This is a genomic window from Streptomyces sp. NPDC058157 (assembly GCF_042884105.1).
Taxonomy (GTDB): domain Bacteria; phylum Actinomycetota; class Actinomycetes; order Streptomycetales; family Streptomycetaceae; genus Streptomyces.
Window position 1 is genome coordinate 1 of sequence record NZ_JBHVUQ010000074.1, and the last position, 20,908, is coordinate 20,908.

8 protein-coding genes are annotated in these 20,908 nt (G+C 75.4%); 5 read left to right on the forward strand and 3 right to left on the reverse strand.

The annotated features are described in order from the left end of the window. Positions 1–363: 363 nt before the first annotated feature. The 3 genes from ACFVXK_RS19835 to ACFVXK_RS19845 all read right to left on the reverse strand — a co-directional run bounded on the left by ACFVXK_RS19835 (position 364) and on the right by ACFVXK_RS19845 (position 4,293). Complete coding sequence (locus ACFVXK_RS19835) at positions 364–1,476, reverse strand: sensor histidine kinase (RefSeq protein ID WP_389613389.1); 1,113 nt, start codon at positions 1,474–1,476, stop codon at positions 364–366. A 322-nt stretch (positions 1,477–1,798) separates the two neighbouring features. Continuing rightward, positions 1,799–4,108 carry a TOMM precursor leader peptide-binding protein gene (locus ACFVXK_RS19840; RefSeq protein WP_389613391.1) on the reverse strand — a complete coding sequence of 770 codons (2,310 nt, stop codon included), beginning with the start codon at positions 4,106–4,108 and terminating at the stop codon, positions 1,799–1,801. Continuing rightward, on the reverse strand, positions 4,105–4,293 hold the full coding sequence (locus ACFVXK_RS19845; RefSeq protein WP_167747668.1) for a hypothetical protein: 189 nt from the start codon (positions 4,291–4,293) through the stop codon (positions 4,105–4,107). The genes ACFVXK_RS19840 and ACFVXK_RS19845 overlap by 4 nt, the downstream gene beginning before the upstream one ends. 247 nt (positions 4,294–4,540) lie before the next feature. Here ACFVXK_RS19845 and ACFVXK_RS19850 point away from each other — a divergent pair, with 247 nt between their 5' ends. The 5 genes from ACFVXK_RS19850 to ACFVXK_RS19870 all read left to right on the forward strand — a co-directional run bounded on the left by ACFVXK_RS19850 (position 4,541) and on the right by ACFVXK_RS19870 (position 20,891). Then, positions 4,541–5,344, forward strand: coding sequence for a BTAD domain-containing putative transcriptional regulator (locus ACFVXK_RS19850; protein WP_389613405.1), 804 nt, complete (start codon positions 4,541–4,543; stop codon positions 5,342–5,344). Between the two features lie 17 nt (positions 5,345–5,361). After that, positions 5,362–8,172 carry an AAA family ATPase gene (locus ACFVXK_RS19855; RefSeq protein ID WP_389613393.1) on the forward strand — a complete coding sequence of 937 codons (2,811 nt, stop codon included), beginning with the start codon at positions 5,362–5,364 and terminating at the stop codon, positions 8,170–8,172. Positions 8,173–8,317: 145 nt separating this feature from the next. Next, the gene (locus ACFVXK_RS19860; RefSeq protein ID WP_389613395.1) at positions 8,318–9,595 is read left to right on the forward strand and encodes an activator-dependent family glycosyltransferase; all 1,278 of its coding nucleotides are present in this window, start codon (positions 8,318–8,320) and stop codon (positions 9,593–9,595) included. Then, positions 9,595–10,347, forward strand: coding sequence for an NAD-dependent epimerase/dehydratase family protein (locus tag ACFVXK_RS19865; RefSeq protein WP_389613397.1), 753 nt, complete (start codon positions 9,595–9,597; stop codon positions 10,345–10,347). Before ACFVXK_RS19860 ends, ACFVXK_RS19865 begins: the two co-directional genes overlap by 1 nt. Before the next feature lie 86 nt (positions 10,348–10,433). Next, complete coding sequence (locus ACFVXK_RS19870) at positions 10,434–20,891, forward strand: SDR family NAD(P)-dependent oxidoreductase (RefSeq protein ID WP_389613399.1); 10,458 nt, start codon at positions 10,434–10,436, stop codon at positions 20,889–20,891. The last annotated feature ends 17 nt before the right edge of the window (positions 20,892–20,908 follow it).

Genomic DNA, 20,908 nt, shown 5'->3' on the forward strand with positions numbered 1-20,908 from the left:
GCGCCGCGGAGTCCGTAGTAGAGGCCGAGGGGGATGCCGACCTCCATGAACGCGGTCCGGATCAGATCCGCCTTGGGATCCTTGCCCTTCACCGCGTTGCCCTTCACCGCATTGTCCGTGGTCTCGGCCTGCTGCGCGGTCTGGCCCTGCTCCTGCCCCTGTTCCTGTTCCATCGTCATCACCGTCTGACTCCCTCATCCGTGCCCTGGTCCCTGTCCGGACCCTGTGGCCCGCCTTCCGAACACGAAACTACGGGCCCGGCACCAGAGACCGGAATGGAGCTGCGAGCACACCCGCACTACAGAAAACTCCACCCCCACGGCCAAGGGGCGCGTGGGGGTGGAAGAGGGGCGGGAAGGCCCGTCAGGCGTTGGCGGCGCTCCTGCTGGGGGTGGGGGCCCTGTCCGGGGCGGCCGGGACGCGGGGGGCCGTCGCGGTGAGGCGGAAGAAGCCCTTGTCGTCGATGTGGGAGGTCATCCGGCCGCCCACGGCGGCCAGGCGCAGGCGCAGGTTGCCCAGGCCGTTGCCGGAGTCCGCCGCGACCGCCTGGGGCTCACCGCCGACTCCGTCGTTGACCAGGCACAGCGACACGTGGTCGTCGTCGACGGTGGCGCGGATCGAGCAGTGCCGCATCTTGCTGTGGCGCAGCGCGTTGGTGATGCCCTCGCGCAGGACCGTGGCCAGCACGGTGTCCACGTCGGGGTCGAGCAGGCCCGTGGTGGCCGTGACGTCGACGTCGGCGCTGATGTCGGCGGCGGTCAGGATGGCGCGGGCCGAACGGGCCTCTGCGCTCAGCGTCATGTTCCGGTAGCCGCTGGCGACCGTGCGGACGTCGGCGAGGGCCTGGCGGGACAGGTCCAGTACGCCGGCCACCTCTTCCTGGGCCCGCTCCGGGGAGGCGTTGATCAGCCGGGCCGTCAGCTCGGACTTCAGGGTGATCGCGGACAGGCTGTAGCCGAGGAGGTCGTGGAGGTCCTGGGCGAAGCGCAGCCGTTCGTTGGAGACGGCGACGCGGGCGAGTTCGGCGCGGGCGGCGTGCAGGGCGACGATCAGCCGCGACAGGGTGGACAGGCCGTAGACGACGAGGCCGGTGAGGGCGGTGGCGATGGCGAAGTACGCGGTGTCGTTGGCGCCCATGCCCAGGAGGACCGGGTAGCCGACCATGCTGAGCGTGATCGCGGCGTAGAGGAGCCAGCCGATCCGTACCGGGGTGAGCAGCAGGACGGAGGCGGCGAGGAAGCCCGCCATGCCGCCCCACTCCCAGCCGAACAGCGTCAGCGGCAGGTAGGTCATGAGTGCCTGCGCGGAGAGGGTGATCAGGCGTGAGCGGCGGGAGGCCAGGCGGGCGTCGGGTGCCGAGTGCCTGAGCTGGAGGACGAACAGGACGGCCAGGCAGGAGCAGCAGGCGAGGAAGACCGGGCCGGAGTCGTGTGCGGCGCGGACGTTGAGCAGGGAGATCACCGCATAGCAGGTCACGGCCACGACGGTGATCGACCGTGCGAGGGTGGGTGCGGGTATCGCCTCTTCGGCTCTGGAGGGCTGGGCAGCGGGTCTCGCGGAGAGTCTCCTCCGGCTCGCTGACGATCCGGACCAGCGGAGACTGACCATCTTCCACCCCTTTGTGCTTTCCCCTGATAACTCAGGGTCGAATATAGGTCGAAGTTGACTCGAGTGTCCTGTGGGCCGAAAGTAACCTCCAACACGTCGGAGCCCCTGACGTGCCGTTGTGGCAGGTCAGGGGCTCGGGGTCGGGTGTTTGGGGCGGCCCGGGGGCCGGTGCTCGCGGGTATTCGGGCGTTCAGACGAACAGCGGTACGGGGTTGAGGTCTTCGTAGGCGGTGGGCCGTTCGAGCCGTCCCAGCGCGACGGGCACGTCGAAGAGGCGGCCGGGTGCGAACCGCGCCCAGAAGTGCCGCAGCCCCGGGACCACGACCTTCACCACCGGCAGGCCGATGTCGGGGCGGGTCTGGTCGAGGACCATCAGGTCCAGCCCGCGCGAGCGGGTGAGGGCGACGATCGCCTCGACGTCATCGCGCAGGTCCGCCCGCTCCTCGAACGCCCAGTGGGCCGGGGTGCGGGCCGCAAGGGACGGATCGGGCAGCAGGTAGGGCTGGTTGGCCACCGTCGCCCCGCTCCACCAGGCGCGGGCGGTCGGGTCGTCGACGCCGTAGCCGGTGCCGTCGGGCCGCACGTCGAGGACGGCCGGAATCAGCTGGTTCATCTCGGTCACGGCGCGGCGCAGGGCGATGCGCGGGTCGAAGTGTGCGCCGAAGCCGAACATGACGTCCTCGGCGGGCTTGTCGGTGCGTCGCGACAGCGCCACCATGACCGGGATGCCGAGGTCGGACGTCAGGTCGAGGACCCACATGCGGCGGTTCATGCCCGCGTAGACCTGCCGGGTCCGTTCCAGCCACGGGTCGTCGAAGGAGGCGAGGTCGACGCCGGGCTGCCGGGTGCGGTTGTACCACCACAGGGCGACGGCGTCCCGTTCGACCAGTTCCAGGAAGCCCTGGACGACGGCGTCCTCGCGGCTGCTGCCGGCGGCGTTGCCGTTGGAGTCGGCGCGGACGCTGCCGGTGCGGGTGACGGTGTCGAAGTAGAGCATCGACGTCGGCAGCAGCCGCTGGCGCCCTTCGCCCAGCGACCACACCGGGGTCCACTCCATGGCCTCGCGCTCGTCGAAGGCGGAGCACACGTACTGGAAGCCGCCGTGGCGGGCGTTCCAGACGTCGCGGCCGCGGATCTGGCGGGGGTCGTACAGCTGGCAGGAGTCGGGGTGCACGGCCGCGTCCCCCAGGCCGCGCAGGCTGTCGCGGACGACGAGTTCGTCGCCCTGGCGCGTGCCGCAGTACCGCTCGACGGTTTCGCACAGGGTGCTGACCTTGGCGTCGATCTCGGTGATGCCCTTGCCGCCGCTGAGCGAGCGGAGGCCGGCGCGCAGGGACGCCAGGTCCTGCCCGGTGGCGCCGGCGAGGTTGCGTCCGGAGGTGTAGGCGTGCAGGAAGGGGTGCGTGCGCCGGTCGCGGCGCAGCTGCTGGACGACGCCGGTGACGGGGCTGACCAGGTGGCCGTAGCGGTCCATCATCTGCTGCGGCGTCAGGGCGCGGTGCCCGCCGGACTCCTGCACCGCCTTGGGCCGGGACTCCACGGCGACGGGGCGGCGGGCCTGCTCGGCGATCAGGCCGGGGTCCCCGCACTCGGGGCACTGGGGGCGGCGGGAGACGGTGTGGTGGCGGCTCTCCAGTGTGAGGCTGTCCAGCGTCCAGACCGCGTCCTGGCCGTCGTGGCGGGTGCCGGCGAGCCACTTGGCGGCTTCGAGCACGGCGGTGTGCAGGCCCAGGGCCCGGCCGGCGGCGATGGAGGCCTGGGGGCGGGGCACCGGCCCGTCGAGGCCGAGGGCGCGCTGCACCGGCGACTCCGACATGCGGTGGCCGCGCAGCCGGAACGCCAGGCAGGACCAGCAGGCGCTCTCGCCGGGGCGGAAGACCGGGCCGACCCAGACGTCGGCGCGGCACGTCCGGGCGAGCAGCCAGGGGCGGCCGAGGGCCCGCTGGCGGGCGTCGATCTCCTGCAGCCGCGGGTGCAGGTAGTCCTCGCACAGCACCAGGGTGAGCTCCGGCGCTGCTCCCGTACGGTCCGCAGGCGCGTCGGCGCGGTCGGCGGGGACCACGGTCAGGCCGGAGGCCCGGCAGGCCTCCTCCGCGGCCGTGCGGTCGACACGGCCGGCGGTGAGCACCTCCACGGTGCGGGTGGTCAGGTGGGTGGTGGTGCGGGGGCCGTCGAGTCCGGCGAGGTCCCAGTAGGCGTCGGCGCGCGCGTCGGTGTCGCGGCCGCCGGGACGCAGGGCGACGAGCTCGGCGTCGGCGAGCCCCCGCAGGGTCCGGCCCACCTCCGCCGCGGGCAGCACCGCCGCCGCCTCGTCGACCAGCTCGCGCACGGTGCGCGTCCCGTCCAGCAGCGGCGCGAGCACCTCCATGCAGGGACTCGGCAGCGCGGTCACCTTCCGCTCCGAGAGCAGGTAGGTGGCTTCCCCCGGGACGACCTCGGCGCGCAGGTGGTTCCTGAAACCGACGCGCGGCAGGCCCGCCGCGCCCCCGCCCGCCGTCACGCGGCGACCGCGCCCAGCGCGGCGAAGTGACGGACGGTGTCGACGGGCTGGAGCATGCAGAAGGAGAGCATCGCGACGTTGTCGTCGCCCAGTCCGTCCAGGTCCTCGACGATGAACCGGTCCTCCGTCGCGGCCGGGCCGCACAGTGCCACCAGCTCGGCTTCGAACGCGTCTACGACCTTCATGAACTCTCCCCGTTTGATGCTGCGCCCGCCGTGTTCTCCAGCGGCGCTCCAGCGTGACACGAGGATTCTTGCGCGAGCCGTGATCACAGTGCCAGTGCCCCGATCACTGGGCCGCATATGAGTTCTTCACCCGTCCCTCGTTACTGCGGCACTGGGGCGGGAGGGCCGCCGGTGCCACGATCGTGACGGCCGGTCAGCACTGCACCGGCTACAACCGGAACGTGTGCGACGCATGGGGGACAGACACGTGGAGGTCAAGGTTTTGGGCCCGATGGAGGCCTATGAGAACGGCGTGCCCATCGTGCCCAGCGCGCCCAAGCAACGCCAGATCCTGGCCCTCCTCGCGCTGCAGGCGCCCCAGGCGGTGACCGTGCCCAGCCTGATGGAGGAGCTGTGGGGGGAGGAGATCCCGCGCAGCGCCTCGCCGACCCTGCAGACGTACATCCTCCAGCTGCGCCGGCGCATCGGCGCGGCGCACACCGACCCGGGCATCCGCCCCAGGGACATCCTGGCGACCCGCTTCGGCGGCTACCTGCTGGACGTGCCCGCCGAGCGCGTCGACGCCCGCGAGTTCGAGCGCCTCGCGCAGGCCGGCCGCCGCGCCTTCGACGCCGGTGACGACTTCACGGCCTCCGAACTGCTGCGGGCCGCGCTCCAGTTGTGGCGGGGTCCGGCGCTGGTCGACGTACCGGTCGGGCGGGTGCTGGAACTGGAGCTGATGCGCCTGGAAGAGGGCCGCATGGCCGCCCTGGAGCAGCGTATCGAGGCCGACCTGCGACTCGGCCGGCACGCCGGGCTGCTGGGTGAACTGCGCGTCCTGGCGGCGCAGCACCCGCTGCACGAGAACCTGTGCGCCCAGCTCATGATCGCGCTCTACCGCTGCGGAGCCCCCGGACGGGCCCTCGACGCGTACGGGGTGCTCAGCGACAACCTGGTCGAGAGCCTCGGCCTGAACCCCTCTCCGCGGCTGCAGCGCCTGCAGCACGCCGTGCTCACCGCCGATCCGGCGCTGGAGCTGCCCGACTCCGCCGCCCGGTACGCGGTCCGCTGAGCCCGCCGGGAGCCCACGTGAAGACGACGGAACAGCAAACGGAACGACCGGCGGAGCACCGCGCCGGCGCCCGCGCGGAGCTGCGCGTGGAGCGCCGGGCGCAGCTGCGGGCGCTCCGGGAGGCGTTCGAGGGGACCGCCGCGGGCGAGGGCCGTGTGGCCGTCGTCACCGGCCCGGTCGGCTGCGGCAAGACGGACGTGCTGCACGCCCTGTGCCGGCACGCCGCCCGCGCCGGGGCCCTGGTGCTGACCGCCACCGGCGTCCGCGCCGAACGCCACCTCGCTTTCGGGGTCCTCGACCGCCTCCTCGACGACCCGGAGCTGCCGCACGCTGCGGCCGGCCACGTCCGGGCCCTGCTGGCCACGGCGGAGCGGGAAGCCGCCGCACCGGCCGCACGCCCCGACGCACGCCCCGACGCGCCGGCGGCCGACGCGGGCCTCGGCGAGCAGCCGATGGCGCCCGCGCGCGCCCGTGAACTGCGCGAGCTGTGCACCGTGCTGCGCGAGGCCGCTCGGCACCGGCCGCTGGTCGTCGCCGTCGACGACCTGCAGCACGCCGACCGGCCGTCGGTGGCCGCCCTGATGTACCTGCACCGCAGGCTGCGCACCTCCCGCGTGCTGACGGTGTTCACCGACGGGGGCGCCGACGCACCCGACGGGACCGGCCCGCGTGCCGAACTCGCCGGGGACCCCGACTGCCGCACCGTGCGCGTCGCCCCGCTGACCCGCCGCGGGGTCGCCGAACTCCTCGCCGCCCGCCTCGACCCGTGCACGGCGGACCGGCTGGCCACCGAATGCCACGCCCTGACCGGCGGGAACCCCCTGCTCGTCCACGCGTTCGCCGACGACCGCCTCGCCGCCGGCGACCACGACGGGGAGACCCCCGTGGGCAGCTCCTTCGCCGCCGCCCTGCGCACCTGCCTGCTGCGCTGCGACGAGGGCGCCGCCGACGCCGCGCGCGCCCTGGCCGTCCTCGCCGACCTCGCCCCGGCCTCCCTGGTGGCCCGCATGCTCGGCACCGGCGTCGAGGCCGCCGGCCGGGCCCTGGCCGCCCTGACCGGGGCCGGCCTCCTCGACGAAGGCCGCTTCCGCCACCCCGCCGCGCACGCCGCCGTCCTCGCCGGCTGTGAGGACGCCGACCGGCGCGACCGGCACCTGCGCGCCGCGCGGCTGCTGCACGAGGACGGGGCGCCGGGCGCCGCCGTCGCCCGCCAGCTCGTCGCCGCCCGCCGGGCCCCCGGCCCCTGGGCGGTCACCGTGCTGCGCGAGGCGGCCGAAGGGGAGGCCGCGGCGGACCGCGAGCGATTCGCCGCCGACTGCCTCGAACTCGCCGAACGGTCCTGCCAGGACCCGCGTGAACGGGCCGCGCTGACCGCGCTGCTGGTGCGCAACCGGTGGCGTACCAGCCCCTCCGTCGCCGCCCGCCACCTGGGCGCGCTGGAGGCCCACGCCCGCGGCGGACTGCTCTCGGCGCGCGACGGCGCCACCCTCGCCCTGGCGCGGCTGTGGCTGGGCCGCTCCGCCGACACCCCGCCCCGGCCGGCGCCCGCGCCGCAGCCGGCCGGATGCGGCGACTCCGGCCGGTACCACGCGGACGTGGTGCGCGCCCGCCGCCTGCTGTACTGGGACGCCGCCACCGCCACCGGTGGACCCGAGCCCTCCGCGGAGGCGGTCACCGCCGACGCCGAACTGACCCTGCAGAGCGCCCGTATCGGCGACACCGCGCTGGAGTCGGCGATGGCCGCCCTGTACGCGCTGCTGCACGTCGACCGGACCGTCCAGGCCGCCCACTGGTGCGACACGCTCGTCGCCGAGGCCACCGCGCGCCGCGAGACGACCTGGCGGGCCGTGCTCACGGGCGTGCGCGCGGAGATCGCCGTACGCCAGGGCGCGCTCGCCGACGCCGAACGCCACGCCCGCACCGCGCTCGCCGTGCTGCCGCCCGAGGACTGGGGGGTCGCCATCGGCATCCCCCTCGCCGCCCGCCTCGTCGCCTGCACCGTCACCGGCCGCACCGAGGACGCCCAGCGGGTCCTCGCGCAGCGCGTGCCGCAGGAGATGTTCCGCACCCGCTTCGGCGGCCAGTACCTGTACGCCCGCGGCCGCCACTACCTCGCCGTCGGGCGGCTGCGCGCCGCCCTGGAGGACTTCCTGCGCTGCGGCGAGCTGATGCGGGAGCGCGGCGTCGACCGGCCCGCCCTCATCGCCTGGCGCGGCGGCGCCGCCACCGCCTGCCTGGGCCTGGACCTGCGGGAACGCGCCGGCGAACTCATCGGCGAGCAGATGGAGCTGTCCGCGCCCGAGCACATCCGGGTACGGGGCTCCTCCCTGCGCACCATCGCCGCCCTCGCAGAGGCACGGCGCCGCCCCGCACTGCTGTGGGAGGCCATCAGCCTGCTGCAGGAGGCCGGGGACCGCCTGGAACTGGTCGGCGCGCTCGCCGACCTGAGCTGCGCCCACCACGAACTCGGCGACTACAACCGGGCCCGGATGATGGCGGGCCGCGCCGTGAAGCTCGCCCAGGACTGCGACGCCCCGTCGCTGTGCGAACGGCTCCTGCCGCACCCCGCCGTCCTGGACCCGGTACCGCCCGCGGACACCGGCCCCGCCGAGGCCCGCACCGACGCCATCGCCACACTGAGCGACGCCGAACGGCGCGTGGCCGCCCTGGCGGCCGTCGGCCACTCCAACCGGGAGATCGGACGCGAACTGTTCATCACGGTCAGCACCGTCGAACAGCACCTGACCCGGGTCTACCGCAAGCTGCGCATCAGCCGCCGCGTCGACCTGCCCGCGGAACTCCCGCTCGGCCTGCCGGGTACCGCCTGACACCACCCGGCCCGCAACCCCGCCCTCCGTGCCGCCACCGGCACCCGCTCCTGGTCCGTGAGCCGCTCGGCACCCTCCGGACCGTGCACCACCACGCCGACACGTCCCTGGGACACCCCCAGCCACCTCGCAGACGGGAACACCCATGCGCATCCTGTTCACCACGTTCTCCGAACGTGCCCACCTCTACAGCCAGGTGCCGCTGGCCTGGGCGCTGCGCGCCGCCGGGCACGAGGTCCGCGTGGCCTCCCAGCCCAAGCTCACCGACGCCATCACCGCCGCCGGCCTGACCGCCGTCCCGGTCGGCGAGGACCACCGGCTCAGCGAGATGCAGAAGGAGCACGCCGACGCCTGGGGCAGCGGCGGCGCCGGCTTCGGCGGCCTCCACAAGGGCGAGGGCGAGACCACCACCCCGGAGGAGCGGCTGCGCCGCCAGACGCTGCTGACCACCCTGTACAACGCCCCCATCAACAACGACTCCTTCGTCGACGGGCTCGTCGACTTCGCCCGTGCCTGGCAGCCCGACCTCGTCATCTGGGAGCCGCAGACCTACGCCGGCGCCGTCGCCGCCCGTGTCGTCGGTGCCGCCCACGCCCGCCTGCTGTGGGGCCCGGACGTCATGCTGCGCTCCCGCGAGACCTTCCTGGCCGACATGGCGCAGCTGCCCGAGGCCGAGCGCCAGGACCCGCTCGTCGAGTGGCTGACCGCGCTGCTGGAGCGGCACGGCGCGACCTTCGACCCGGAGGTCGTCACCGGCCAGTGGACCATCGACCCATGCCCCGAGGGCGTCCGGCTGCCCGTGGGCGTCAACACCGTCCCGATGCGCTACGTCCCCTACAACGGCCCCGCCGTCGTACCGGAGTGGCTGCACGAGGCGCCCGCCAAGCCGCGCGTCTGCCTGACCATGGGCGGCTCGCTGCGCGAGCACATCGGCCACGACGGCTTCCCGATCTCCGCCCTCGGCATGTGGGCCGACCTCGACATCGAGCTGATCGCCACCCTCGTGCCGTTCCCCGGCGAGACCGACCCGCAGGTCCCGGACAACGCGCGCGTCATCCCGTTCGTGCCCATGCACGCCCTGCTGCCCACCTGCTCGGCCATCGTCCACTACGGCGGCGGCGGCACCTGGTCGACCGCCATGAACTACGGCGTGCCGCAGCTGATGATCCCCAAGATCTGGGACACCGTCGTCAAGGCCGAGCACATCCAGGAGTCGGGCGCGGGCCTGTTCGTGCACGCCGACGACGTCACCGGCGAGGCCCTGCACGACGCCCTCGCCCGGCTCGTCGAGGACCCCTCCTTCAAGGAGAACGCACTGCGCCTGCGCGACGAGATCCACGCGCAGCCGTCCCCGGCGGAGCTCGTGGCGACCCTGGAGAAGCTCACGGCCGAATACCGCGCGGACAAGGCAGCGACCGTCTGATGGAGGTCATCGGGCGGGGATTCCTCGCCGGCAATTTCCAGCGGATCGCCGACCGGCACCCGGACGTCACCCTCATTGCCGCCGGGGTTTCCGCCACCGGGGTCGAGAACCCGGCGGAATTCGCCCGCGAATCGGAACTCGTCCGCTCGGTGACCGAACGGTGCCGGCTCCAGGGCCGCACCGTGGTGTTCTTCTCCACGGCCTCCCACGCCATGTACGGCACCACCCGCGTGCCCGCCGAGGAGGACGCGCCGATCGCGCCGGCCAATCCCTACGGCCGGCACAAGGCGGCGCTGGAGGAGGCGGTCGCGGCCCTGTCCCGGCACTGGCTGACCCTGCGGCTCAGCCACGTGGTGGGACCGCACCAGCGGCCCCACCAGCTGATCCCCGCCCTCACCGCGCAGGTGGGGGCGGGGAGCGTGCGCCTGTACCGGGGCGCCCACCGGGACCTGGTGGACGTCGCGGACGTGCTCGGCGCGGTCGACGCGCTGCTCACGGCGGGCGTCCGGGACCGGGTGGTGAACGTCGCCGCAGGCACCCCCTACCCCGTCGAGGAGATCGTGCGGGGCATCGAGCGGCGACTGGGGCGCACCGCGGCACGGGAGTACGTGCCCGCCGTCGCGCAGCGCACGGAGGTCTCCGTGGAGCGGCTGCGCCTCCTCGCGCCGGACGCGTGCCCGCGGGGCGGGGCCGGGTACCTCGACGGGCTGCTCGACCGCCATGTCGGCGCGGCCCGTTGCGGGGTTCCGTAGGGGCGCATAGGGGTGTGGACGGCGAACGCCGTTCTCTAACGTGGAATTTGAAGAATGGTCGCATTATGGGTCGCGGGGTGTTCTCGATGAGCAGGACGGCATTTCTCTTCACCGGCCAGGGTGCGCAGAGAGCGGGAGCGGGGGGTGAGCTGGCGGCACGATTCCCCGAATTCGACGAGGAAATCGGGGCGGTCTGTGCCCACATGGACCCCCACCTTCCGCGGCCGCTGCGCGACGTGCTCTCGGGTGAGGACGGGCTGCTGGACGCGACGGGGTTCGCCCAGCCGGCCCTCTTCGCCCTGGAGACGGCCCTGTTCCGGCTGGTCACCTCGCGGGGCACCACCCCCGACGTGCTCCTCGGCCACTCCCTCGGCGAGATCACCGCCGCCCACGTGTCCGGGGTGCTCGACCTGCCCGACGCCTGCCGACTGGTCGCCGCCCGCGGCCGGCTCATGCAGGAGCTGCCCGCCGGCGGCACCATGCTCGCCGTGCGCGCCACGCCCGGGCAGCTCGCCCCGCTGCTGGCCGACCACCCGGGCGTCGCCGTCGCCGCCGTCAACGGGCCGGCCTCCGTGGTGCTGTCCGGCGCCGCGGACGCCGTCGCCGCGCTCGGCGCCCTCCTCGCCCGGCAGGGCGTCAAGACCAAGCGGCTCGCGGTCGGCCACGCCTTCCACTCCCCGCTGATGGACCCGATGCTCGACGCCTTCCGGGAGGTCGCCGCGTCGGTGGCCCTGCGGCCGCCGCGCATCCCCGTCGTCTCCAACGTCACCGGCCGGCCCGCCACGGCCGACGAGCTCTGCTCGCCCGACTACTGGGTGCGCCACGTACGTGCCACCGTCCGCTTCGCCGACGGCGTGCGCTCCCTCCTCGACTCCGGTGTCACCCGCTTCCTCGAGCTGGGCCCCGACGGCGTCCTGACCGCCCTCGCCCAGGACTGCGCCGCCGCCCTGCCCCCGGGCCCGGGCGGCCCCGCGCGGTTCGAGGTCGTCCTCGACCGGCGCCGGCCGGAACCCGAGACCCTGCTGGAGGCACTGGACCACCTCCGCTCCCGCCCGGCACCGGCGTCCACCGCCCCCGTACCGGCGCGCCGGCTGCTGGATCTCACCCTCGCCCACGTCACCGCCGTACTCGGCGACGGCGCCCCCGACGCCCTCGACGCCGACCGCAGCTTCGAGGAGCTCGGCTTCGACTCGCTGGCCGTCGTCCGGCTGCGCACCCGCCTCACCGAGGCCACCGGGCTCGCGCTGCCGGCCACCGTCGCCTTCGACCACCCCACCCCCGCCGCCCTCGCCGAGCACCTCGCCGCCCGCCTCTCGGGCCGCGACGACACCGCGGGCCTTCCCGGCCCCGCCGGCCCCGCCGACGGCGACGACCCCATCGCCATCGTCGGCATGGGCTGCCGCTACCCGGGGGGCATCGCCTCCCCCGAGGACCTGTGGGAGCTCGTGACCGCCGGCGGCGACGCCGTCTCCGCCTTCCCCGCCGACCGGGAATGGGACCTCGACGCCCTGCACGACCCCCGCAACGAGCGCCCCGGCACCTCCATCACCGCCTCCGGCGGCTTCCTCGACGACCCGGCCGGCTTCGACCCCGCCTTCTTCGGCATCTCGCCGCGCGAGGCCCTCGCCACCGACCCCCAGCAGCGGCTGCTGCTGGAGACCGCCTGGGAGGCCGTCGAGCGGGCCGGCATCGACCCGGCGTCGCTGCGCGGCAGCGCCACCGGAGTCTTCGCCGGCTCCAACGGCCAGGACTACTCCCTGCTCCTGCGCGAGGTACCCGGCAGCGCCGAGGGCTACGAGAACACCGGCAGCGCGGCCAGCGTCGTCTCCGGCCGCGTCGCCTACGTCCTGGGCACCGAAGGCCCGGCGCTGACCGTCGACACCGCCTGCTCCTCCTCCCTCGTCGCACTCCACCTCGCGGCCCAGGCCCTGCGGGGCGGCGAGTGCACGCTGGCGCTGGCCGCCGGTGTGACCGTGATGGCCACCCCGCGGCGCTTCGTCGAGTTCACCAAGCAGCGCGGCCTGGCCCCCGACGGCCGCTGCAAGTCCTTCGCCGCGGCCGCGGACGGTACCGGCTGGTCCGAGGGCGTCGGCGTCCTCGTCCTGGAGCGCCTGTCGGACGCCCGCCGCAACGGCCACCAGGTCCTGGCGGTCGTCCGCGGCTCGGCCGTCAACCAGGACGGCGCCTCCAACGGCCTGACCGCCCCCAGCGGCCTCGCCCAGCAGCGCGTGATCCGCGCCGCCCTCGCCAACGCCGGCCTGACCGGCTCCGACGTCGACGCCGTCGAGGCGCACGGCACCGGTACCACCCTCGGCGACCCCATCGAAGCGCACGCCCTGCTCGCCACCTACGGCCAGGACCGCGACGGCGGGGAGCCGCTGTGGCTCGGCTCGTTCAAGTCGAACATCGGCCACGCCCAGGCCGCCGCCGGCATCGGCGGCGTCATCAAGACGGTCCAGGCCCTCGTGCACGAGGTCCTGCCGCAGACCCTCCACGTCGACGAGCCGTCCCCGCACGTCGACTGGGCCTCGGGCGCGGTCAGCCTGCTCACCGAGGCACGGCCGTGGCTGGCCCGCGAGGACCGGCCGCGCCGGGCCGGCGTCTCCTCGTTCGGCATCAGCGGCACCAACGCCCACGTCATCGTCGAAGAGGCACCCGCGCAGGCCCCGACGGACCGGGCGACGGAGCCGGCACCGCCGCACACCGTCGTCCCGTGGCTGCTCTCCGGCGCCTCCGACGAGGCGCTGCGCGCGCAGGCCGGCCGCCTCGCCGCCCATGTCCGCGCCCACCCCGAGCACACCGCACACGGCCTGGGCCACGCCCTCGCCACCACCCGCACCGCCCTCGAACGGCGGGCAGCAGTCGTCGCCGCCGACCCGGGACGGCTGCTCGCCGCCCTGGACGCCCTCGCCGCCGGAGACCGGGCCCCCGGCCTGGTCCGCGGTACCGCCCGCGGCCGGACGCGGACCGGCTTCCTGTTCACGGGTCAGGGTGCGCAGCGGGCGGGGATGGGGCGTGAGCTGTACGCGGCGTTCCCTGCGTTCGCGGCGGCGCTGGACGCCGTGTCGGCCGAGATCGACCCGGTGCTGGGGCGGTCGCTGCGGGAGGTGATGTTCGCGGACGAGTCCGCTGAGCTGGACCGCACGGAGTTCACTCAGCCGGCGTTGTTCGCGATCGAGGTCGCGCTGTACCGGCTGGTGGAGAGCTGGGGCCTGAAGCCGGACTACCTGCTGGGCCACTCGATCGGTGAGATCGCCGCCGCGCACGTGGCCGGGGTGTTCTCGCTGGCTGATGCGGCCAGGCTGGTCGTGGCGCGTGGGCGTTTGATGCAGGCGTTGCCGTCCGGTGGTGCCATGGTGTCGGTGCGGGCTTCCGAGGCGGAGGTGGCCGAGCTGGTCGCCTCGTACGAGGACGTGAGCATCGCCGCCGTCAACGGGCCGGCCTCCGTGGTCGTTTCCGGGGCCGCCGAGTCCGTGACCGCCATCGCGGCCGTGCTCGTCGAACGCGGGGTGAAGACCAAGCGGCTGACCGTCAGCCACGCCTTCCACTCGCCGTCGATGGATCCGATGCTGGACGGGTTCCGGGCCGTACTGGAGACCGTCGGCTTCGCCGAGCCCTCGATCCCCGTCGTGTCGAACCTGACCGGTGACCTGGCACAGACCGGGCAGCTCTGCTCGCCGGAGTACTGGGTGCGCCACGTCCGCGAGGCGGTCCGCTTCGCCGACGGCATGGCCGCACTGGAAGCGGAGGGTGTCACCCGGTTCGTGGAACTCGGCCCCGACGGCGTGCTGTCCGCCATGGGCGCCGACTGCGTCGGAGACGGCGTGTTCGTGCCCGTCCTCCGCAAGCACCGCGACGAGGCCGAAGCCGCCGTCGCCGCCCTCGCCCAGGCCCACGTCCACGGCGTACCGGTCGACTGGAGCGCCTACTTCGGCGGGACCGGCGCGCCCCCCGTGGACCTGCCGACGTACGCCTTCCAGCACGAGCGGTACTGGCCCCGGATACCCGGACGCGCCGACCGGGCGCGGGACGTCGCCGCCCTGCGCTACCGCCTCGACTGGCAGGTCCGTCCCGACCGGACCGCACCCCCGCAGGCCGCGGGCCGCTGGCTCGTGGTCCGGCCGCTGGGCGAGGAGGGCCACGACGCGGCCGACGCCCTGGAAGCCGGCCTGCGCCGCTGCGGCGCCGAGGTCGTGACGCTCGACCCGACCCCCCTGCCCGCCGACCGCGCCGAGCTGGCGCGGACGCTGCGCGCGCTGCTGCCCGCCGACGGCACCGAGCCGTTCGGCGTCCTGTCCCTCCTCGCCCTCGGCACGGCCGGCGCGTTCCCCGACGGCGGAGCCACCGCCGCCACGGCGACCCTCGTCCAGGCCCTCGGCGACCTCGGGGGCTCCGCACGCCTGTGGTGCGCCACCGCCGACGCGGTGGCCGCGGCGCCCCAGGACCGGGTCACCGCGCCCGGCCGGGCGCAGCTGTGGGGGATGGGCCCGGTCGTGGCGGCCGAGTACCCCCACCTGTGGGGCGGGCTCGTCGACCTGCCCGCCGGGCCGCTGGACGGCACCGCCGTCGCCCGCACCTGCTCCGTCCTCCTCGGTGCGCCCGACGCGCCCGACGAGGACCAGGTGGCCGTGCGGGCACACGGCGTGCTGGTGCGCCGCCTCGGCCGGGACACGGCGCCGCGCAGTCCCCGGCGGGCCTGGGCGCCGTCCGGCACCGTGCTGATCACCGGGGGCACGGGCGCCGTCGGCTCCCGCGTCGCCCGCCGGATGGCCGAACGGGGCGCCGGGCACCTGCTGCTGCTCAGCCGCGCGGGAGACCGGGCCGAGGGCGCCGAACTCCTGCGCGCCGAGCTGGCCGCGGCCGGCGCCGAGGTGACCTTCGCCGCCTGTGACGCGGCCGACCGCGACGCGCTCGCCGCGGTGCTGGCCGCCGTCCCCGCCCACCAGCCGCTCACCGCCGTCGTGCACGCCGCCGGAGTCCTCGACGACGGAGTGATCGACTCCCTCACCCCGCAGCGCTTCGCGGCCGTCGCCCGGCCGAAGGCCGACGCGGCGGCGCACCTGCACGAGCTGACCCTCGACGCCGACCTGTCCGCGTTCGTCCTCTTCTCCTCCGACACCAGCGTCCTCGGCGGCGCCGGCCGCGCCAACTACGCCGCCGCCAACGCCTACCTGGACGCGCTCGCCGCGCACCGCCGCGCCCTCGGGCTGCCCGCCACCAGCGTCTCGTGGGGCGCGTGGGCGGGGACCGGGATGGCCACCGGCGAAGCCGCCGCCGAGCACCTCCACCGCCGGGGCATCCTGCCGATGGACCCCGACACCGCGCTCACCGCCCTGGACCAACTCCTCGACGAGGACGCCACCTGGCGGCTCGTCGCCGACGTCGACTGGCGGCGGGCGGCCGGCCCGGGCCACGCCCGGCGCCCCGACCCGCTGCTGCGCGACCTCGCCGACGCCCGGCCCGCGCCGGCGCGAGCGGAGACGGCCGGTGCGGCCGGACCGGGCCCGGACGACGCCCCGTTCGCCCGCCGGCTGGCCGAAGCCGCGCCCGCCGACCGCGAACGGCTGCTGCTGGACGCCGTACGCACCCACGTGGCCGCCGTCCTCGGACACGCCGCGCCCGCCGGCATCGACCCCGACCGGGCCTTCAAGGACCTCGGCTTCGACTCCCTCACCGGGGTGGAACTGCGCACCCTGCTCGGTGCCGCGACCGGTCTGCGCCTGCCCGCCTCCCTGATCTTCGACCACCCGACGCCCCGGGCGCTCGTCGGCCACCTGCGCGCCGAACTCCTCGGCGCCGAGGACGACGACGAGACCGCCCCCGGCGCCCCGGCGGCGGACGACGGTCACGACGAGCCGCTCGCCGTCATCGCGACGAGCTGCCGCTTCCCCGGCGGTGTCGACAGCCCCGAGGACCTGTGGCGGCTGGTGCTCGGCGGCCACGACGCCACCACCGACTTCCCGGCCGACCGGGGCTGGGACCTCGCCGCCCTCCACCACCCGGACCCCGACCGCACCGGCACCTCCTACACCCGCCGCGGCGGCTTCCTCGACGACCTGTCCGGCTTCGACCCGGCCTTCTTCGGGATCTCGCCCCGCGAGGCCCTCGCGATGGACCCGCAGCAGCGGCTGCTGCTGGAGACCTCCTGGGAGGCGTTCGAGCGGGCCGGCATCGACCCGGCGTCGCTGCGCGGCAGCCGCACCGGCGTGTACATCGGCACCAACGGCCAGGACTACGTGCCGGTGCTGATGGACTCCGTCGACGACGTCGAGAGCCACCGGGCCACCGGCAACGCGGTCAGCGTCATGTCCGGCCGCATCTCCTACACCTACGGCTTCGAGGGGCCCGCCGTGTCGGTGGACACCGCCTGCTCCTCCTCGCTGGTCGCCCTGCACTGGGCGGCCCGGTCGCTGCGCGGCGGCGAGTGCTCCCTGGCCGTCGTGGGCGGCGTGACGCTGATGTCGACGCCCCGCCGGTTCGTGGACTTCTCGCGCCAGCGCGGTCTCGCCGTCGACGGCCGCTGCAAGGCCTTCGCCGAGGCGGCGGACGGCACCGCCTGGGGCGAGGGCGTGGGCATGCTCCTGGTGGAACGGCTCTCCGACGCCCGCCGCCACGGCCACCCGGTGCTCGCGGTCATCCGCGGTTCGGCCATCAACCAGGACGGCGCCAGCAACGGCCTGACCGCCCCCAACGGGCCGTCCCAGCAGCGGGTCATCCGCGCCGCACTGGCCGACGCCGGACTCGACGCGACCGAGGTCGACGTCGTCGAGGCGCACGGGACCGGTACCAAGCTCGGCGACCCGATCGAGGCACAGGCCCTGCTGGCCACCTACGGGCAGGGCCGCGACGGCGGCGAGCCGCTGCGGCTGGGCTCCCTGAAGTCGAACATCGGCCACACCCAGGCCGCCGCCGGCGTCGCCGGCGTCATCAAGATGGTCGAGGCCATGCGCCACGGCGTGCTGCCCAGGACCCTGCACGTGGACGCGCCGTCCCCGCACGTCGACTGGTCGGCCGGCGCGGTGGAACTCCTCACCGAGACCGAGGACTGGCCGGACACCGGCCGCCCGCGCCGGGCGGCCGTCTCCTCCTTCGGCATGAGCGGCACCAACGCCCACGTCGTGCTGGAGCAGGCCCCGCAGGAGCCCGCGACGGCGGCGGGGGAGCGCTCCGCGCCGGACGTCGTGCCGTGGGTTTTCTCGGCCCGTTCCGAAGCCGCCGTACGGGCGCAGGCCGAACGCCTCGGCGCCCACCTCGCCGGGCACCCCGACATGGACCCGGCCGACATCGGCACCTCGCTGGCCACGACGCGCACGGTGATGGAGCACCGCGCGGTGGTCCTCGGCACCGACCCCGCCGAGGCGCTCGCCGCACTCACCGCCCTCGCCGAGGGCGGCGAGGCACCCGGCGTGGTCCGCGGCCACGCCGGCGCCGGCGCCTCCCGCCCCGTCTTCGTCTTCCCGGGACAGGGGTCCCAGTGGACCGGCATGGCCGTCGGGCTGCTCGACGCGTCGCCCGTGTTCGCGGCCCGGATCGCCGAGTGCGAGGAGGCCCTCGCCGACTACGTGGACTGGTCCCTGACCGAGGTCCTGCGCTCGGAGGACCCGCTGGACCGGGTCGACGTGGTGCAGCCCGTCCTCTTCGCCGTGATGGTGGCCCTGGCCGAGGTCTGGAAGTCCTACGGCGTCGAGCCGGCCGCTGTGATCGGCCACTCCCAGGGCGAGATCGCGGCCGCCTGCGTGGCGGGCGCCCTGTCCTTGGAGGACGCCGCCAAGGTCGTGGCCCTGCGCAGCCAGGCCATCGAGGTCCTCTCGGGGCTCGGCGGCATGGTCTCCGTCCCGCTCTCCGCCGAGGACGCGCAGAAGCGCATCGCCCCCTACGCCGGCCGGCTGGCCGTGGCCGTGGTCAACGGACCCTCCTCCACGGTCGTCTCCGGTGACACCGGTGCCTGCCTGGAGCTGGTGGCCGAACTGGAGGCCGACGGCGTCCGGGCCCGCCGGGTCGCCGTGGACTACGCCTCCCACTGCTCGCACGTCGAGAAGGTCGAAGGCGAACTCGCCGAACTGCTGGGCGGACTGCGCCCGCGCCGCGCGGCCGTCCCCATGTACTCCACCCTGACCGGCGAGCTGCTGGAGGGCACCGAACTCGACGGCGGTTACTGGTACCGCAACCTGCGCGAAACCGTCCTGTTCGAGCAGGCCGTGAACCGGGCGCTCGCCGACGGCCACCGCCTCTTCGCCGAGTGCAGCCCCCACCCGGTCCTCGCCGTCGGGCTCGCCGAGATGGACGCGACGGCCATCGGCACCCTGCGCCGCGGCGAGGGCGGACCGCGCCGGATCCTCACCTCGCTCGCCGAGGCCTGGGCGGCCGGCGCCGACGTCGACTGGACGACGGCCTTCGACGGCACCGGCGCCCGACGCGTCGGCCTGCCCACCTACCCCTTCCAGCGCGAGCGGTTCTGGCCGCAGCCCAAGACCCCCGCCGGCCCCGTCGCCGACGCCGCCGACCGGCTGCGCCACCACCTCGACTGGACACCGCTGCCCGACCCGTCCGACGGCCTCCTGCCGGGCACCTGGCTCCTCCTCGTGCCCGCCGGCGCGGCCGCCGACCCGCTGGCCGCCGACTGCGCCGACGCACTCGGCGCCCGCGGCGCCGACGTCCTGCGGATCGACGTACCCGCGGGCGAACTCGACCGGCCCGCACTCACCCGCCACCTCGCACGGCACACCGACGGCCTCGCCCCCGCGGGAGTCCTGTCCCTGCTGGCCCTGGTCGGCGGAGACGCGCCCGCCCACCCCGGCCTGCCCGCCGGACTCGCGGCGACGGCCGCCCTCGTACAGGCCCTCGGCGAAACCGGCGGCGACGCCCCGCTGTGGTGCCTGACGCGCGGCGCGGCGGCAGTGGACCCCGAAGACACCGCCGACCCGGACCAGGCCCTGGTCTGGGGCTTCGGGCAGGTCGCCGCGCAGGAGTACGCCGAACGCTGGGGCGGCCTCCTCGACCTGCCGGCCGCCCCGGACGCACGGAGCACCGAGCTCCTCGGCCGCCTCCTCGCCGCCTCCCACGACGGCACCCCGGCCGAGGACCGGCTGGCGCTGCGGCCCTCGGGCCTCCACGCCCGCCGGATCGCCCCCGCCGCGCCCCGGGCCGGCCGGACCCCGGCACGGGCCTGGGACCCGTCCGGGACCGTCCTGGTCACCGGCGCCGACGGAGTCACCGGCGGGCACGCCGCCCGCTGGCTCGCCGAGCAGGGCGCGGAGCACCTGCTGCTCCCCGTGGACGGGCACACGGCCCGCGAGCGCGTGCTCGCCGCACTCGCCGCCACCGGCACCGAGGGCGGTTCGCCCCGCGTGTCCGTCGTGGACTGCGACACCGCGGACCGGAACGCGCTCGCCGCGCTGCTGGCCACCGTGCCCGCCGAACTCCCGCTGACGGCCGTCGTGCACGCCCCGCAGCTCGACCTGCGGGCCCCGCTGGACGAGCTCGCGCCCGCCGCACTGGCCGGGGCGCTCGCCCGCACGGTGCACACGGCCCGGCACCTGGACGCCCTCACCGCGACCCTGGACCTCGACGCGTTCGTCCTGTGCGCCACCACCGCCGGCGCCCTCGGGGCGACCGGACAGGGCGCGCTCGCCGCCTCCGACGCCCACCTCGCGGCACTCGCCACCCGGCGCCGCGCCGCAGGACTGGCCGCCACCTGCGTGCACCTGGGCTCCTGGGAGGGCCCCGCACCGACCGCGCAGGAGCGGGAGGCGACGCAGCTGCGGGCGCTGCACGGAGTTCCGCCCATGGACCCCGGACCGGCACTGACCGCGCTGCGGCGCACCGTCGAACAGGAGGAGCCGGCCGCGGTCGTCGCCGACGTCGACTGGGAGCGCTTCGCCGTCGCCTTCACCGCCACCCGGCCCAGCCGGCTCCTCGACCCGGTCCTCGCCGCACACCGCGCCGCCACCGGACCCGCCACGGCCGCGGCACCCGCGCCGCAGACCGAGGCCGTCCCGGAGCGCTCCCTGCGCGACGAACTGGCCGCCCTCCCCGAGGCGGAACGCGACCGGGCCCTGACCGCGCTCGTACGCCGGCAGGTGGCCGCCGTACTCGGCCACGCGGACGCCGACGGCATCGACGCCCGCCGGCCCTTCAAGAACCTGGGCTTCGACTCCGTGACCGGAGTGGACCTGCGCAACCGGCTCGGCGCCGCCACCGGCCTGCGCCTGCCCGCCGGCCTGGTCTTCGACCACCCGACCCCGGCGGCCCTCGTCGCGCACCTGCGCGCCGAACTCCTGCCGGACGAAGCCGCCGACGACATCACCCGCGGCCTTTCCGCACTGGACGCCTTCGAAGCGGTACTCGCCGGCGTCTCCGAGGCCGACGACGCCCGAGCCGGGTTCGCCGACCGCCTGCGGTCCCTGCTGCGCCGCTGCGGCGAGGCCGTGCCGACGGCGCTCCCGTCCCCGGCCCTCACCGCCACCGTCGACGACGCAGACCTCGAACTCGCCAGTCACGAGGAGCTGTTCGAGCTCATCGACGAAGAACTCGGAAACCGCTGAGGCGCTCGCCCGCCGCA